The sequence below is a fragment of the Sphingomonas sp. GC_Shp_5 genome, from assembly GCF_026540855.1.
In the GTDB taxonomy this organism is placed as follows: domain Bacteria; phylum Pseudomonadota; class Alphaproteobacteria; order Sphingomonadales; family Sphingomonadaceae; genus Sphingomonas.
The window spans coordinates 45,939-60,886 of the sequence record NZ_JALNUP010000001.1 but is presented as its reverse complement, the minus strand read 5'-3'; the positions used below and the strand labels follow the sequence as shown (position 1 = coordinate 60,886).

Annotated in this window: 12 protein-coding genes; 6 read left to right on the top strand and 6 right to left on the bottom strand. The window is 68.8% G+C overall.

Annotated features, from left to right (window positions below; translation table 11 throughout):
- Positions 1–276 precede the first annotated feature (276 nt).
- The 4 genes from recA to OXR60_RS00275 all read right to left on the bottom strand — a co-directional run bounded on the left by recA (position 277) and on the right by OXR60_RS00275 (position 5,545).
- Positions 277–1,350, bottom strand: coding sequence for a recombinase RecA (gene recA, locus OXR60_RS00290; protein ID WP_276046377.1), 1,074 nt, complete (start codon positions 1,348–1,350; stop codon positions 277–279).
- Positions 1,351–1,463: 113 nt separating this feature from the next.
- On the bottom strand, positions 1,464–2,288 hold the full coding sequence (locus OXR60_RS00285) for a 4-(cytidine 5'-diphospho)-2-C-methyl-D-erythritol kinase (RefSeq protein ID WP_267392928.1): 825 nt from the start codon (positions 2,286–2,288) through the stop codon (positions 1,464–1,466).
- Positions 2,278–3,921 (bottom strand): tetratricopeptide repeat protein, encoded by a 1,644-nt coding sequence (locus OXR60_RS00280; protein ID WP_267392926.1) that lies wholly within the window; start codon positions 3,919–3,921, stop codon positions 2,278–2,280. The genes OXR60_RS00285 and OXR60_RS00280 overlap by 11 nt, the downstream gene beginning before the upstream one ends.
- Positions 3,893–5,545 (bottom strand): electron transfer flavoprotein-ubiquinone oxidoreductase, encoded by a 1,653-nt coding sequence (locus OXR60_RS00275; RefSeq protein ID WP_267392925.1) that lies wholly within the window; start codon positions 5,543–5,545, stop codon positions 3,893–3,895. The genes OXR60_RS00280 and OXR60_RS00275 overlap by 29 nt, the downstream gene beginning before the upstream one ends.
- 155 nt (positions 5,546–5,700) lie before the next feature.
- Here OXR60_RS00275 and OXR60_RS00270 point away from each other — a divergent pair, with 155 nt between their 5' ends.
- The 3 genes from OXR60_RS00270 to moaB all read left to right on the top strand — a co-directional run bounded on the left by OXR60_RS00270 (position 5,701) and on the right by moaB (position 8,999).
- Positions 5,701–6,405 carry a uracil-DNA glycosylase gene (locus OXR60_RS00270; RefSeq protein ID WP_267392923.1) on the top strand — a complete coding sequence of 235 codons (705 nt, stop codon included), beginning with the start codon at positions 5,701–5,703 and terminating at the stop codon, positions 6,403–6,405.
- Positions 6,402–8,267 carry a lytic transglycosylase domain-containing protein gene (locus tag OXR60_RS00265; RefSeq protein WP_267392921.1) on the top strand — a complete coding sequence of 622 codons (1,866 nt, stop codon included), beginning with the start codon at positions 6,402–6,404 and terminating at the stop codon, positions 8,265–8,267. The genes OXR60_RS00270 and OXR60_RS00265 overlap by 4 nt, the downstream gene beginning before the upstream one ends.
- A 204-nt stretch (positions 8,268–8,471) precedes the next feature.
- Positions 8,472–8,999: a molybdenum cofactor biosynthesis protein B gene (moaB, locus tag OXR60_RS00260; protein ID WP_267392919.1), complete on the top strand. Its 528-nt coding sequence runs from the start codon at positions 8,472–8,474 to the stop codon at positions 8,997–8,999.
- A 27-nt stretch (positions 9,000–9,026) separates the two neighbouring features.
- Here the strand turns inward: moaB and OXR60_RS00255 are convergent, their stop codons facing one another.
- Positions 9,027–9,362, bottom strand: coding sequence for a VOC family protein (locus tag OXR60_RS00255; RefSeq protein ID WP_267392917.1), 336 nt, complete (start codon positions 9,360–9,362; stop codon positions 9,027–9,029).
- A gap of 59 nt (positions 9,363–9,421) precedes the next feature.
- On the opposite strand from OXR60_RS00255, the gene OXR60_RS00250 reads away from it, so the two are divergent.
- Positions 9,422–10,501 (top strand): PA0069 family radical SAM protein, encoded by a 1,080-nt coding sequence (locus OXR60_RS00250; protein ID WP_267392915.1) that lies wholly within the window; start codon positions 9,422–9,424, stop codon positions 10,499–10,501.
- 62 nt (positions 10,502–10,563) lie between these two features.
- A complete protein-coding gene (locus OXR60_RS00245; RefSeq protein ID WP_267392913.1) occupies positions 10,564–10,704 on the top strand; it encodes a hypothetical protein in 141 nt (46 codons plus the stop codon).
- Positions 10,705–10,734: 30 nt separating this feature from the next.
- Here OXR60_RS00245 and dnaE read toward each other — a convergent pair whose 3' ends face one another.
- Complete coding sequence (dnaE, locus tag OXR60_RS00240) at positions 10,735–14,226, bottom strand: DNA polymerase III subunit alpha (protein WP_267392912.1); 3,492 nt, start codon at positions 14,224–14,226, stop codon at positions 10,735–10,737.
- Between the two features lie 104 nt (positions 14,227–14,330).
- On the opposite strand from dnaE, the gene OXR60_RS00235 reads away from it, so the two are divergent.
- Entirely contained in the window at positions 14,331–14,945 is a 615-nt protein-coding gene (locus OXR60_RS00235; protein WP_267392911.1) for an HdeD family acid-resistance protein, read from the top strand.
- The last annotated feature ends 3 nt before the right edge of the window (positions 14,946–14,948 follow it).

Sequence of the window (14,948 nt, the reverse complement as noted above, 5' to 3'; positions counted from 1 at the left end):
GGCGATGGTGGTCATGACGGTCGCGAACATCGCCGATCCGATCAGCGCGAACATGAAGAGCTGGGGCATGGTATCTCCGGCAAGCAGGATCGCTGATCATCCAACGGCTTGCGGCCAGCTTTTCTCCCGCCCCGATCATTTATCCCGCGTTCTGCGTCCCGTGACATCGGTATTCCGCCCGGCTGCTCGTCTCATGCAAAAAGGGCCCGCCATTGCTGGCGAGCCCCCTGCTCCATTCAACCAATCCACGCCGGATCAGCGCCGAATGGGCGTCGATCAGACATCGTCCTCGGCGTCCGGGCCGACCATCATCTCCTCGGCGACCTTCTCGGTACGCTGGCGGATGGCGCGCTCGAGCTTGTCGGCCATCTCCGGATGCTCGCGCAGATAGTTCTTCGAATTCTCGCGGCCCTGGCCGATGCGGACGCTGTCATAGCTGAACCAGGCACCCGATTTCTCGACCAGCCCGGCCTTGACCCCGAGATCGAGGATCTCGCCGATCTTGGAGATGCCCTCGCCATACATGATGTCGAACTCGACCTGCTTGAACGGCGGCGCGACCTTGTTCTTGACCACCTTGACGCGGGTGGCGTTGCCGGTGACCTCTTCACGGTCCTTGATCGCGCCGGTGCGGCGGATGTCGAGCCGGACCGAGGCATAGAATTTCAGCGCGTTGCCACCGGTGGTCGTCTCCGGATTACCGTACATCACGCCGATCTTCATGCGCAGCTGGTTGATGAAGATCACCATGCAGCGCGACCGGCTGATCGAGCCGGTGAGCTTGCGCAGCGATTGCGACATCAGTCGGGCCTGCAGGCCGACATGGCTGTCGCCCATCTCGCCCTCGATCTCGGCACGCGGCACCAGCGCCGCGACCGAATCGACCACCAGCACGTCGATCGCGTTGGAGCGGACCAGCGTGTCGACGATCTCGAGCGCCTGCTCGCCGGTATCCGGCTGCGAGACGATCAGCTCGTCGATGTTGACCCCGAGCTTCTTGGCATAGACCGGGTCGAGCGCATGCTCGGCGTCGACGAAGGCGGCAGTGCCACCACCCTTCTGCGCCTCGGCGATGACATGCAGCGCGAGCGTGGTCTTGCCCGACGATTCAGGGCCATAGACCTCGATCACGCGGCCGCGCGGCAGGCCGCCGACCCCGAGCGCGATGTCGAGCCCCAGCGAGCCGGACGAGATCACCTCGACCTGCATGGTTTCCTTGGCGCCGAGCTTCATCGCCGAGCCCTTGCCGAAGGCGCGGTCGATCTGCGCGAGCGCGGCGTCTAGCGCCTTCTGGCGGTCTGCGTTGGCTGTTGCCATGCCGTTATCGATCACTTTCAGATTGGCGGCCATTGGGAGCCTCCCCTGCTAGAGCATGCGCGCGCCCACGGCAACGCGTTGGTTACCATGTATATGGTTTGTTCCCCAGGAACAAGAGGGGAACGAGGTAATTATCCGCGTGCGGCTCAGCCCAGCGCGGTCGCCAGCGTCCACCAGCCGCGCCGCTCGGCCTGCGCCGCCGCAGCAGCGGCGTCCTCAGCGGACTCGAACAGCCCGAAACAGGTTGCGCCGGAGCCTGACATCCGCCCGAGCAGCAGCCCCGGCGCGGCATCGAGCACGTCACGCACGTCGCCGATCACCGGCGCCAGCGCCCGCGCCGGCGGCTCGAGATCGTTGCGACCGGCACGGGCACGGACGAGCAGGTCGCCGTCGGACAGGCCACCACGATCGATCCCGTCCCAGCCGGCAAACACGGGCGCGGTTGATACCGCCACGCCAGGGTTGATCAGCAGCAGCGGCGTGCCCGACAGCCCGTCGAGCGGCTGCAGCGTCTCGCCCTTGCCGGTCCCCAGCGTCGTCCGCCCGAGCAGGCACGCGGGCACATCGGCGCCGAGCTGCTCGGCGATCGCGAACAGGCCGGGATCGTCGAGCGCGACGCCGTGGAGCCGGGCGAGCGCGCGCAGCGTCGCCGCGGCATCCGCGGATCCGCCGCCAATCCCCGAGGCGATCGGCAAGCGCTTGTCGAGGACGATGCGATGCGCCTGGGCGACGCCGAAGCGGTCAACGAAGCGCGTCGCGGCACGCGTCACCAGATTGTCGCCAGGCCCGGAGAGGGCCGCGGCAAACGGGCCGGTGATGGCGAAATCATCGGCCTCGGCCACCTCGATCGTGATCACGTCGCCGTCGCGGACGAAGGCGAACAGGGTCTCGAGCTCGTGATAGCCGTCGGCGCGGCGGCGGCGTACGTGGAGCGCGAGGTTGATCTTCGCGGGGGCAGCTTCAACGATCATGGGATGGCAAGCCGGTCTCTATTCTGGCGGTGAGGCGGGGTTGGTCGTCCGGATTGGCGGTGAGCGCGGCGGCGCGCCAGGCATAGCGCGCCTCGTAGCGGCGCCCCAGCGTCCAATAAAGGTCGCCGAGATGCTCGGCGATCTCGGGGTCGGCCGGTTCGCCGATCGCGGCCCGCTCGATCATCGGCAGCGCCCGGCCGTCGTCACCGGCGAGATGGTAGACCCAGCCAAGCGAATCGACGATCGCCAGATTGTCCGGCAACAGGGCATGGGCGCGCTCGAGCATCGCGGTTGCCGCCGCCATGTCCTCGCCGCGGGTGGCCGAGGCATAACCGAGGTAATTGAGCGCGAGCGGCTGGGACGGCCCGAGCACCACCGCGCGGCGGAGCGCGGCGCGGGCGCCGGGCCAGTCGCCGGCCTGTTCCAGCGCGCCGCCATATTGCACGAATGCCGCCCATTGTCCGCCCGGCTCGACTTGGTCGGTGACGCGACGATACCAGGGGGCCGCCTCGGCATAACGGCGCGCCGCGACCAGCCGATCGGCGTAGCGCTGCCAATCGTCGGCGCTGGCGCCGGGATCGGTCGCGCGAGTGCGGGCGAGATCGAGCGCCTCGGCATCGCGGCCCGCATTCACCAGGATCATGATCCGCCCCGCCACCGCCGGCGCATAAAAGGGGCTCGACGTAGCTACCCCCGACAGTGCGCGCAGCGCCGCCGCCGTGGCGCCGTCGCGGGCGAGCGCCTGGCCGAGCAGCAGCCGCGCGCGATCATTGCCGGGGTCGGCGACCAGCGCCGCGCGGGCAAGGCCGAGCCCCAGCGACGAGGCGCGCTGTTCGAGCAGGTCGGCGCCCAGGCCTGCGAACAGGCGCGACACGGCGAAACCAAGCGTCGGCTTGGCGCCGTCCCCCTTGCCCGTGCGCATCGCCACCAGCACCGGGTCGTCGCCCGTGAGCAGGCTGCGTGCCTCGGCCGCATCGCCGACCCCGAACAGCAGCTGCGCCGCGGCGGCACGCAGGTCGTAGCCCTCGGCACCGCGGGCCTGCGCGAGCACGGCGGCACTGCCGTCGGTGATATCGCCGCGGGCGATCAGCAACAGCCCGCGCTGCTCGGCGGTGACATGGCTGGCGATCGGGTCCCTGCCTGCCGCAGCAAGCGGCGCCAGCGGATCGCCGCCGCGCACCAAGGCGATCCAGCCGCGCAACGATGGCGACAGCACCCGCAGCGCGCCCTTGTCGAGCCCGGCGGTGGCGGCGTCCACCCCGGCGACGTCGTTGCGCGCGGCGGCTTCGGCAAGGCCGAGCAGCGGCAGGTCCGGCGCCGCCTCGGCACCCGCCGCCAGCGTGCCGGCCGCCCGCGCCGCCAGCCGCAGATCCCCCGCCGCCATCCCTTGGCGATAGGCCCGGTCGGCGACCAGCAGATTGCCCGGCGCCGCGGCCAGCGCCACCGCATAGCCGGCGGCGGCACGGTCGATCTCGCCATCGGCCTCGGCGGCGCGCGCCTTGAGATAGGCAACAACGCCGTCGCGCCCTGCCGACGCCGGAACCGGCGGGTCGGCGGCGACCGGGGTGGCCGCGACGCTCAGCACGGTGGCGAGGAGGACCAGCTTACATGTTGGGGTAATTGGGGCCTCCACCACCCTCCGGTACCACCCAGTTGATGTTCTGAGTGGGATCCTTGATGTCGCACGTCTTGCAGTGGACGCAGTTCTGCGCGTTGATCACGAACCGGGGCTCGTCGGTGTCCTGCCCCACCACCTCGTAAACGCCGGCCGGGCAATAGCGTTGCGCCGGCTCGTCGTACATCGGCAGATCATAGGCGATCGGGATCGACGGATCCTTGAGGGTGAGATGGACCGGCTGGTCCTCCTCGTGATTGGTGTTGGACAGGAACACCGACGACAGGCGATCGAAGGTGAGCACGCCATCGGGCTTGGGATAGACCGGCGGCGTGGCGAGATCCTTGCGCCACAGGCTCTCGTGATCGGGGTGATGCTTCATCGTGAACGGCATCTTGAGGCCGAAATGCTCGAGCCACATGGTGATGCCGGCGAGCCCTGAGCCGACCAAGTCACCGAACTTCTTGACCAGCGGCACGACGTTGCGGACGATCGACAGCTCCTGCTTCACCCAGCTCGCCTCGAACGCGGCGGGATAGGCCGCCAGCTCGTCGTTCTGCCGCTGCGACAGGATCGCCTCCACCGCCGCCTCGGCCGCCAGCATCCCGCTCTTCATCGCGGTGTGGGTGCCCTTGATCCGCGGCACGTTGAGGAAGCCGGCGCTGTCGCCGATCAGCGCGCCGCCCGGGAACACCAGCTTGGGGATCGACTGCAGCCCGCCATCACTGATCGCGCGCGCGCCATAGGAGACGCGCTTGGCGCCCTTGAGCAGCGCGGCGATCTCGGGATGGGTCTTCCACTTTTGCATCTCGCTGAATGGCGACAGATAGGGATTGGAATAGTTCAGCCAGGTGACGAAGCCGAGGCTGACCTGGCCGTTGGCCTGGTGGTACAGCCAGCCGCCGCCATTGGCGTCGTCGCCGAGTGGCCATCCCTGGGTATGGATAACCCGGCCGGGCTGGTGGAGCGCAGGATCGATGTCCCACAGTTCCTTGATGCCGAGCCCATAGACCTGCGGCTGGGCATCGCGCGCGAGATCGAAGGTGCGGATCACCTCCTTGGTAAGATGCCCGCGACAGCCCTCGGCGAAGAAGGTGTATTTGGCGTGGAGCTCGAGCCCGGGCTGGTAATCGGGCTTGCGGGTGCCGTCGCGCGCGACGCCCATGTCGCCGGTGGCGACGCCCTTCACCCCGCCGGCCTCGTCGAACAGGATCTCGGCGGCGGCGAACCCCGGGAAGATCTCGACGCCGAGTTCCTCCGCTTGCCCGGCCAACCAGCGGCACAGGTTGCCAAGGCTGCCGGTATAGGTGCCCTTGTTGTGGAGGAACGGCGGCGTCCAAAGGTGCGGCAGCACCGTCTTCTTCCGCTCGGTCAACACCCAGTGGAGGTTCTCCGTCACTGGTACCTCGGCGAGCGGACAAGTCTCGCGCCAGGCGGGCAGCAGTTCGTCGAGGCTGCGCGGGTCGATCACCGCACCCGACAGGATGTGCGCGCCGACCTCCGAGCCCTTTTCCAGCACGCATACCGACAGCTCCGCACCGCGTTCGGCGCTCAGCTGCTTGAAGCGGATCGCCGCGGCGAGGCCGGCAGGCCCCGCGCCGACGATGACCACATCGTAGGGCATGGATTCGCGTTCGCTCATCATCGTCTCCCGGGTTGCCGCCCCCCTTGCGCCGTCTAAGAGCGTCCGGGCGCGAGGCGGCAACGTCTTGTCTTGCCCCGCGATCCGACAAGTTGACCAAAACGTCAACTGCGGGAACAAGGCCAGCAGTGGGAGCGGATCAACATATCGACTGGATGGGCACCGCCGCCAGCGTGCTTGACTGGTGGCAGGACGCCGGTGTCGACACGCTGGTCGACGAGCAGCCGCGCGACTGGCTGGCCGCGCCGGTGCCCCAGCAGCCCTTGGCGCCGGCTGCGGCCGAACCGGTGGTGGCACCGGCAGCCGCCATGTCGGACGATCTTGCCACCTTCCTCGCCTGGCGCATCGCCGCCGACGCTCCCGAGGCGGCATGGCGCGGCGTCTCGATCGCGGCGACCGGCCCGGCGGATGCCAAGGTAATGGTGCTGGTCGACTGCCCCGACAAGGAGGATGGCGCCGAGAGCCTGCTGATGACCGGCATGGTCGGCCGCTTGTTTGATCGGATGCTCGCCGCGATCGGGCTCAGCCGCGACGCTGTCCACCTCGCCGCGGTGTGCGCGCGGCGGCCGCTGGCGGGGCGGATGCCCGGCGATGTCGAGCAGCGGCTGTCCGATATCTCGCGCCACCACATCGGCCTGGTTGCGCCGCAACGCGTGCTGCTGATGGGCAATGCGGCCAGTCGTGCCATTCTGGGGATGGACATGCCGGCCTCCCGTGGTTCTTTACACCAGTTTAACCACAAGGGCGGAGAGACAGGGGTGGTCGCCAGCTATCATCCGCGCTTCCTGCTCGAGAAGCCGGCGGCAAAGGCGGAGGCCTGGAAGGACTTGCAATTGCTGATCCAGGGGATGGAATCATGACCCGCATGTTCAGGGTGATCTGCGCACTGTCGGCGGCGCTGCCCGCCTCGGCGCTGGCCGCTCCCGTGCCGGCTGCGGAACCCGCGCCGACGCCGGCCGGCGATGCGCGCAGCGCGCTGCCGGCGGTGGCCGAGCATCTTCCCACGCAGCTCGATGCGGACCAGCGCAGCGGCTATCGCGCGGTGTTCCAGGCGATCCGCGACGGCAAGTGGACCGACGCGCAGATCCAGCTCACGACGATGAAGCCCGGCCCGCTGCACGCGATCGCGCGGGCCGAGATGTACACCGCCAAGGGCTCGCCCAAGGTGGAGCTTGAGCCGCTGATGGCATTGCTCACCGAGGCACCCGAGCTTCCCGAGGCCGCGGATCTGGCGCGGCTCGCCAAGGCCCGTGGCGCCGTCGATCTGGCGCCGCTGCCGATGGCGCAACGACTGATCTGGCAGGATGGCGCGCCGCGCCGGGTCCGCGCCAAGGCCACCAAGAGCGACGAGATCGCCGCTGACCTCGCCACCAGGATGCAGCCGTTCGTCAAGGCGGATATGGCGCACGAGGCGCAGGCACTGCTCGAAGGCACCGAGGGGCTTACCCCTGAAGCCCAAGCCGAATGGCAGGCGAAGGTCGCCTGGATGTATTATCTGGTCGGCGACGACGCCAATACGCGGCTGATGGCCGCCAAGGCTGCTGAGGGTACGGGCGACTGGGCGGTGCAGGGCCGCTGGATGGGCGCGCTCTCTGCGTGGCGGCAGAACGACTGCGCCGCGGCCGAGACCGCGTTCGAGGGCGTGGCAGGACGAGCCAGCGACGTCGACCTGCGCGCCGCCGCGCTGTATTGGGCGAGCCGCGCCGACATGGCGTGCGGCCGACCCGACAAGGTCCAAGCGCGGCTGCAATCCGCGGCACAATTCTCCGAAAGCTTCTACGGCCAGCTCGCCCGCCAGGCACTGCAGATCACCGACAAGGGGCCGGCGCTCAACGCCTTGGTCACCGGCGATTGGGCGGCGCTCGACAAGCGCCCCAACGTCCGCGTCGCCGCGGCGCTCGCCGAGATCGGCGAGACCGACCTCGCCGACGACGTGATCCGTCAGCAGGCGCGGATCGGCGACCCGCGCGAGTTCGGCAGCCTCGTCCGCATCGCCGAGGCGCTGAGCCTGCCGGCGACCACGGTGTGGCTCGCCCACAATTGCCCGCAGGGCGTCACCATGACCGCCGAGGCGCGCTATCCCACCCCCGATTGGACGCCGGACAGCGGCTGGCGGGTCGAAAAGGCGCTGGTCTATGCCCATACGCTCGAGGAGAGCGGCTTCCGCAACAAGGTGGTGAGCCCCGCCGGCGCCTATGGCCTGATGCAGATCATGCCGGCCGCGGCGACCGATTTCGCCCGCGAGCGCGGCACCGCGATCGACAAGGCGGCGCTGACCAAGCCGTCGGTCAACATGGATATCGGCCAGCGCCATCTCGAGCGGCTGCGCGACATGGCCGGCGTCACCGGCGGGCTGCTCCCCAAGGTGATCGCGGCCTATAATGCCGGGCCCAAGCCGGTCGGCGAATGGAACGCGCTGGTCCGGGACGGCGGCGACCCGCTGCTCTACATCGAGAGCATCCCTTATTGGGAGACGCGCGGCTACGTCACCACCGTGCTGCGCAACTATTGGATGTACGAGGCGCGCGGCACCGCCCGCAAGCTGCCGAGCCGCGCCGCGCTGGCGCAGGGCATGTGGCCGCGCTTCCCCGGCCTGCCGGGCGCGACCGCAGTGCGGATGAACGCTCGTCCGGCGGCGACCGCCAGTGCCAGCACCAGCACCAGCACGATCGCCGTCAACGGCAGCGTCGGCGCCCAGTCGAGCACCATCAGCAGCGACTGACTGACCCTGCCGTCATCGGGCGGCAGTGGGTTTCAGCACCGGTCACCCGTTCCGTCCATCAAGGACACGGCTGAAAGGGGATGTTGTAACCGCCTGCAGGATGACGGGAGCACGCGCGTTTTGACGCGTCGCCGCGCTTCGACGTGGCCGGGACACCGGCAACGTGGCATGCTCTCGCAGCCCCCGCTTCCGTGAGACCCCGCCATGCCGATCGATCCCACCCTCGTCTTCCTCCCGGTGCGCATCGCCGTGCTCACCGTCTCCGACACCCGCGGCCTGGAGGACGATCGCTCGGGCGACACGCTGGTCGCGCGGCTGAGCGAGGCCGGGCACGTCCTTGCCGACCGCGCGATCCGGCGCGACGATGTCGATGGCATCGTCGCCGAGCTGCACCGCTGGATCGACGATGAAACGATCGATTGCATCATCACCACCGGCGGCACCGGCGTCACCGGCCGCGACGTCACGCCCGAGGCGATCGAGCGCGTCGCCGACAAGATGATCCCCGGCTTCGGCGAGCTGTTTCGCTGGCTGAGTTATGCCAAGGTCGGCACGTCGACCGTGCAATCGCGCGCCTGCGCCTGCGTCGCCCGCGGCACCTACATCTTCGCGCTCCCCGGCTCGACCGGCGCCGTCAAGGACGGCTGGGACGATATCCTCAAGGACCAGCTCGATAGCCGGCACCGGCCATGCAACTTCGTCGAGCTGATGCCGCGCCTGCTGGAACGCTGATCGCCAGCCGCCCCGCGGCGGCGACGCTCAATCCGGCTGCATCACCGCTAGCTCGTGGCCATCGGGGTCGGCGAAGTGGAAGCGCCGGCCGCCCGGAAAGGCGAATACCGGTTGGGTGATCGTCCCCCCGGCCCGTTCGACCGCGGTCTGTGCGGCGTCCAGGTCCTCCACCTCGATCACCGCGAGCGGGGCTGCGGTGCGCTCGTCGGGATCGGCCTGGAAGCCGACGTCAGCGCCGCCGGTCGTCGCAGCGGCATAGGTCGGACCATAGTCGGTGGTCGGCCAGGCAAACGCCGCGGCGTAGAACGCCTTGGCGCGGGCGGTGTCCGCCACCGGCAGTTCAAGGTAGGTGATCCGGGCCATGACCAAGTCTCCTTATTCATGTTCTTGATGTGTTCCGCCTGATCCACTAGCATGGGCACATGGTCCAGGGCAACAGACGCCGGCCGGTGCGCGGTGCGACCGGCAATGTGCGCAGCACGCGCTTCGACCAACTGTCGGTCGAGGCAGACGGCGATTGGCTCGATGACCGCGACGCGATCGATGGCGCGCCGCCGCCACTGCGGACGGTGGTGACGGTCGAGCAGCCCCGCACGATCATCGCGCGCAACAGCTCGCCCGACATCGGCTTCGATCGCTCGATCAATCCTTATCGCGGCTGCGAGCATGGCTGCATCTACTGTTTCGCCCGGCCGACCCATGCCTTCCACGATCTGTCGCCCGGCCTCGACTTCGAGAGCCGCCTGTTCGTCAAGCCGACCGCCGCGGCGCTGCTTCGCGAGGAGCTCGGCAAACCCGGTTATGCGGTGGCGCCGATGGCGCTCGGCACCAACACCGATCCCTATCAACCGATCGAGGCGGAGTGGCGGATCACCCGCGGCGTCATAGAGGTGCTGGCCGAGACCGGCCATCCCCTCACCATCACCACCAAGTCGGACCGGGTGGTCCGCGATCTCGATCTGATCGCGCCGATGGCGGCCCAGGGCCTGGCCGCGGTGGCGATGTCGGTCACCTCGCTCGATCCGCGGATCGCGAGCACCGTCGAGCCCCGCGCACCCACCCCCGCGCGGCGGCTCGCCGCGGTGCGTACCCTCGCCGCCGCGGGCGTACCGACCTATGTCTCGATCGCCCCGGTGATCCCGGGGATCACCGATCACGAGCTCGAGCATCTGATTGAACGGGCGGCCGAGGCGGGGGCGGCGGGCGTGTTCTTCATCCCGGTCCGCCTGCCGCACGAGGTCGCGCCGCTGTTCCGCGCCTGGCTGGACACGCATTTTCCCGATCGCGCCGGCAAGGTGATGGCGACCATCCAGTCGCTGCGCGGCGGCCGCGATAATGATCCCGGCTTCCATAGCCGGATGCGCGGCAGCGGCCCGTGGGCGGAGCTGCTGCGCACCCGGTTTCGCATCGCCTGCCGCAAGCACGGCCTCGATCGGCCGCGGGTGCCGCTGCGCACCGATCTGTTCCGGCCGCCGCGCAAGCCGCAGGGCGAGTTGTTCTAGGCCGGGCCGGATCCACCAGGGCCGCCCATCGTTGACCCGTCACCCAGATGCAGGAGACGACGATGATCGATCAGGACAATTTCGGCCCGGACGACGCGCCCGACCAGGACGATGGCACGACCTCGCCCCCCGAGGAGCCGGCGTCCGGTGCAGGCTATGGCAACAACGCCGGCCCGCAAGGCGACGAGGCGAGCGACGATTAGGCTCGCCGACATGGTGCCTGGTCGGCGTGCCTAGCCGACCAGCGCCAGTTTAGAGGTCGCCCGGTCGAGCGTCACCGCCGAGATGCCGGGGATCGCCTCGATCTGCCCGACCAGCTCGAGATCGAGCAGGAAGTCGCGGCCGAGCAGCACCACCGCTTCGCCGCCCTCCAGCGGCAATCGTGCCCGCACCTCGCCGCGCGCGCCGCGATGCGGCTCCAGCAACCCCGCCAGCGCCGCCAGCGCGGCCGGGGTGGCAACGGTCGCCTCTACCGTGAACCGCGCGATCGAGGCGAGGCTGTCGAACGGCTGCAATCGCTTGACCGACACCCGCGGCGTCTCCTCGCCCGGCCGGCGATCGAGCTCCACCGTCGCCAGGCCGCAGCCGCCCATCCGCGCCGCATCCTCGAGATCGGCGGCGACGGCATCGTCGAAGCAGGTCGCGACGAACTGTCCCGAGGCATCGGACAGCGTCGCCATCATGTAGCGCTTGCCGCGTGCCGAGGTCCGCCAGCGCGCATCCTCGACCAGCACCGCCATGGTCGCGCCGGCGCGGGTGCCGTCCTCGGGAATGTTGAGCTCGGTGAGCGCGACATATTGCCGCGCGCCGTGCATCTTGGCGAGATGGGCGTGGCGATCGACCGGATGCGCCGAGAAATAGAAGCCGAACGCCTCCTTCTCCTGCTCCATCCGATCGGCGAGGCTCCACCGCGCCGACGCCGGCAGCTTGATCGTGTCGCCGGCGACGTCCTCGGCGCCGAACAGCCCGCCCTGCCCGCTGGTGCGGCCCTCATGGGTGCGCGCGGAGACCGCCAGCACGGTCTCGGCGACGGCATGGATCCCGGCGCGATTGGTGTCGAGCGAATCGAACGCACCACCGGCAGCCAGCGTCTCGAGCTGGCGCTTGTTGATCAGCCGCGGGTCGACGCGGGTGGCGAGATCGTCGAGGCTCTTGAACGCGCCGTGCGCCCGGCGCTCCTCGACCAGCCGCTCCATCGCACCCTCGCCGACCGACTTCAGCGCCGCCAGCGCGAAGCGCACCGCCAGGCCGTCCTCGGTCTCCTGGACGTCGAATTCGGCCTCGCTGTGGTTGATGTCGGGGCCGACGATCGAGACGCCGAGCCGGCGCATGTCGTCGACGAAGATGCAGAGCTTGTCGGTCTGCGCCATGTCGTAGCACATCGAAGCCGCGAAGAATTCCGCGGGGTGGTGCGCTTTCAGCCAGGCGGTCTGGTAGGCGAGCAGCGCATAGGCCGCGGCGTGGCTCTTGTTGAAGCCATAGCCGGCGAACTTGTCGATCAAGTCGAACAGTTCGTTGGCCTTGGCCTTGCCGATGTTGTGGGTCTTGGCGCAGCCCTCGACGAAGATTGAGCGCTGGGCGTCCATCTCCGCCTTGACCTTCTTGCCCATCGCGCGGCGCAGCATGTCGGCGCCGCCGAGGCTGTAGCCGGCGAGGATCTGCGCCGCCTGCATCACCTGTTCCTGGTAGACGAAGATGCCATAGGTTTCGGCAAGGATCGGCTCCAGCGCGGCGTGCGGGTAGACGATCTCCTCCTGGCCCTGCTTGCGGCGGCCGAAGCTCGGGATGTTGTCCATCGGCCCCGGGCGATAGAGCGACACCAGAGCGATGATGTCGCCGAAGTTGGTCGGCCGCACCGCCGACAGCGTCCGCCGCATCCCCTCCGATTCGAGCTGGAACACGCCAACCGTGTCGCCCTTTTGGAGCAATTTGTAGACGCCCTCGTCGTCCCAGGTGAGCGCGTCGAGATCCACGACCACGCCGCGCTTGGCGAGCAGTTGCACCGCCTTCTTGAGGACCGACAATGTCTTGAGGCCGAGGAAGTCGAACTTCACCAAACCGGCGCCCTCGACATATTTCATGTCGAACTGCGTCACGGGCATGTCGGAGCGCGGGTCGCGGTACAGCGGCACCAGTTGCGCAAGCGGGCGGTCGCCGATCACCACGCCGGCGGCATGGGTGGAGGAGTGCCGCGGCAGCCCCTCCAGCTTCATCGCCAGATCGACCAGCCGGCGCACGCCATTGTCGTTGCTGTACTCGCGCGCGAACTCGCCGACGCCGTTGAGCGTGCGCTCGAGCGTCCATGGATCGGTCGGGTGGTTTGGGATAAGCTTGGCGAGGCGATCCACCTGGCCATAGCTCATCTGCAGCACGCGCCCGGTATCCTTGAGCACGGCGCGCGCCTTCAGTTTACCGAAGGTGATGATCTGCGCGACCTGGTCGCGGCCGTATTTCTCCTGGACGTAGCGGATCACCTCGCCGCGGCGGGTTTCGCAGAAATCGATGTCGAAATCCGGCATCGACACGCGCTCGGGGTTGAGGAAGCGCTCGAACAGCAGGCCGAGCTTGATCGGGTCGAGATCGGTGATGGTCAGCGCCCAGGCGACCGCCGAGCCCGCACCGGACCCACGCCCCGGGCCGACCGGGATGTCGTGATCCTTCGCCCATTTGATGAAGTCGGCGACGATCAGGAAATAACCCGGGAACCCCATCTGGACGATGACGTCGATCTCGAATTCGAGCCGCTGGCGGTAGACCTCGCGCCAACCCTCCTCGCCCTCGCCTTCCAGCTTGGCGATCCAGTCGAGCCGGCGCTCCAGCCCGGCGCGCGAATCGTTGCGCAGCATCTCGGCCTCGCCGTCGCGATCGCCGGCAAGGCTCGGCAGGATCGGCTTGCGCTTGGGCGCCATCACCGCGCAGCGCTGCGCCACCACCAGCGTGTTGTCGATCGCCTCGGGGAGATCGGCGAACAGCTCGCGCATCATCGCCGCCGGCTTCAGCCAGGCATCGGGCGAGGTCTTCTGGCGATCGTCGCTCTGCACGTAGGAGGAGGAGGCGATGCAGAGCATGGCATCATGCGCGTCGCTGAAATCGGCCTGGGTGAAGCAGCAAGGGTTGGTCGCGACCAGCGGCAGGTCGCGCGCATAAGCGAGATCGAGGAGCGCCTGTTCCGCCGCCTCCTCGACCGCATTGTCTCGCCGTGCAATCTCGACATAGAGCCGATCCGGAAACAGCGCCTCGAGTCGGTCGGCGTAGAGCCCCGCACGATCGGGCTGGTCCTCATGGTACAGGCGGGCGAGCGCGCCTTCGCCACCGGCGGTCAGCGCGATCAGCCCGTCGGTGCGGCCTTCGAGCGCCGCGAAGTCGACATGCGCGGGCAGTTCGATCGGCCGGTCGAGATGGGCGAGGCTGACCAGCGCGCACAGATTGTCATAGCCGACCGTGTCCTGCGCATAGAGCGCAATCCAGTCGAGCGTCGGCGCCAGCCCCTCGGGCTGATCCGGCCGGGCGACGCACAGCATGGTGCCGATCACCGGCTGGACGCCCGCGCTCTTGGCGGCGTCCGAATAGGCCATCGCGGCGTAGAGGCCGTTGCGGTCGGTCAGCGCCGCCGCCGGAAACTTCAGCGCCTTGGCCTGCTTGGCGATCGCCTTGGGCTCGATGGCGCCATCCAGCATGGTGTAGGAGGAGAAGATGCGGAGCGGCACGAACCCGGAATGCGACATCGCACCGTCCTAGCGCCGACGGCCCGATTCGAACAGGCATCGCGATGCGCGACGCGGAACCAGCGATGGATCACGTCGTTCCGCCTGCATAACGGAGTAAGTGCATGACCGACCCCCGCCCCGCCACCGCCGACCGCGTGATCTTCACCGATCGAACGACGTTCGATCCCCTTGCCGCGACGCCGGCGGGCGCCGGCTGGGGCTGGATCCTCGGCTATGGCATCCTGTCGGTGGTGCTCGGCCTCGCCGCGTTCGCCTGGCCGTTCGCCGCGACGCTGGCGGCGACGCTGGTGATCGGCGGATTCTTCATCGCCGCCGGGCTGGTGTCGATCACCGCCGGCTTGGTCGGCAAGGGCCATGAGGGCCGCGGCTATGCGATCGGCTTCGGCATCCTGTCGTTGGTCATCGGCCTCGTGATGGCGTTCGAGCCGGTCGCCGGCGCGCTGTCGCTGATGCTGATGGTCGCGGTGTGGCTGGGCATCCGCGGCGTGCTCGAGATCGCGCTCGGCGCGCGCTTCCGCCGCGGCCGCGGGCTGATGATCGCGCTCGGCATCGTCAACATCCTGCTCGCCATCTATGTGCTGGCAACGCTGCCCTGGGCGGCGCTGACGCTGCCGGGCTTCATCCTCGGCATCAGCTTCCTCCTCGGCGGCATCACCTCGATCGTCTCGGCCCTCCACCATCGCACCGGCGCCCCCGCCTTTGCGGTCGCGGGCTGAGAA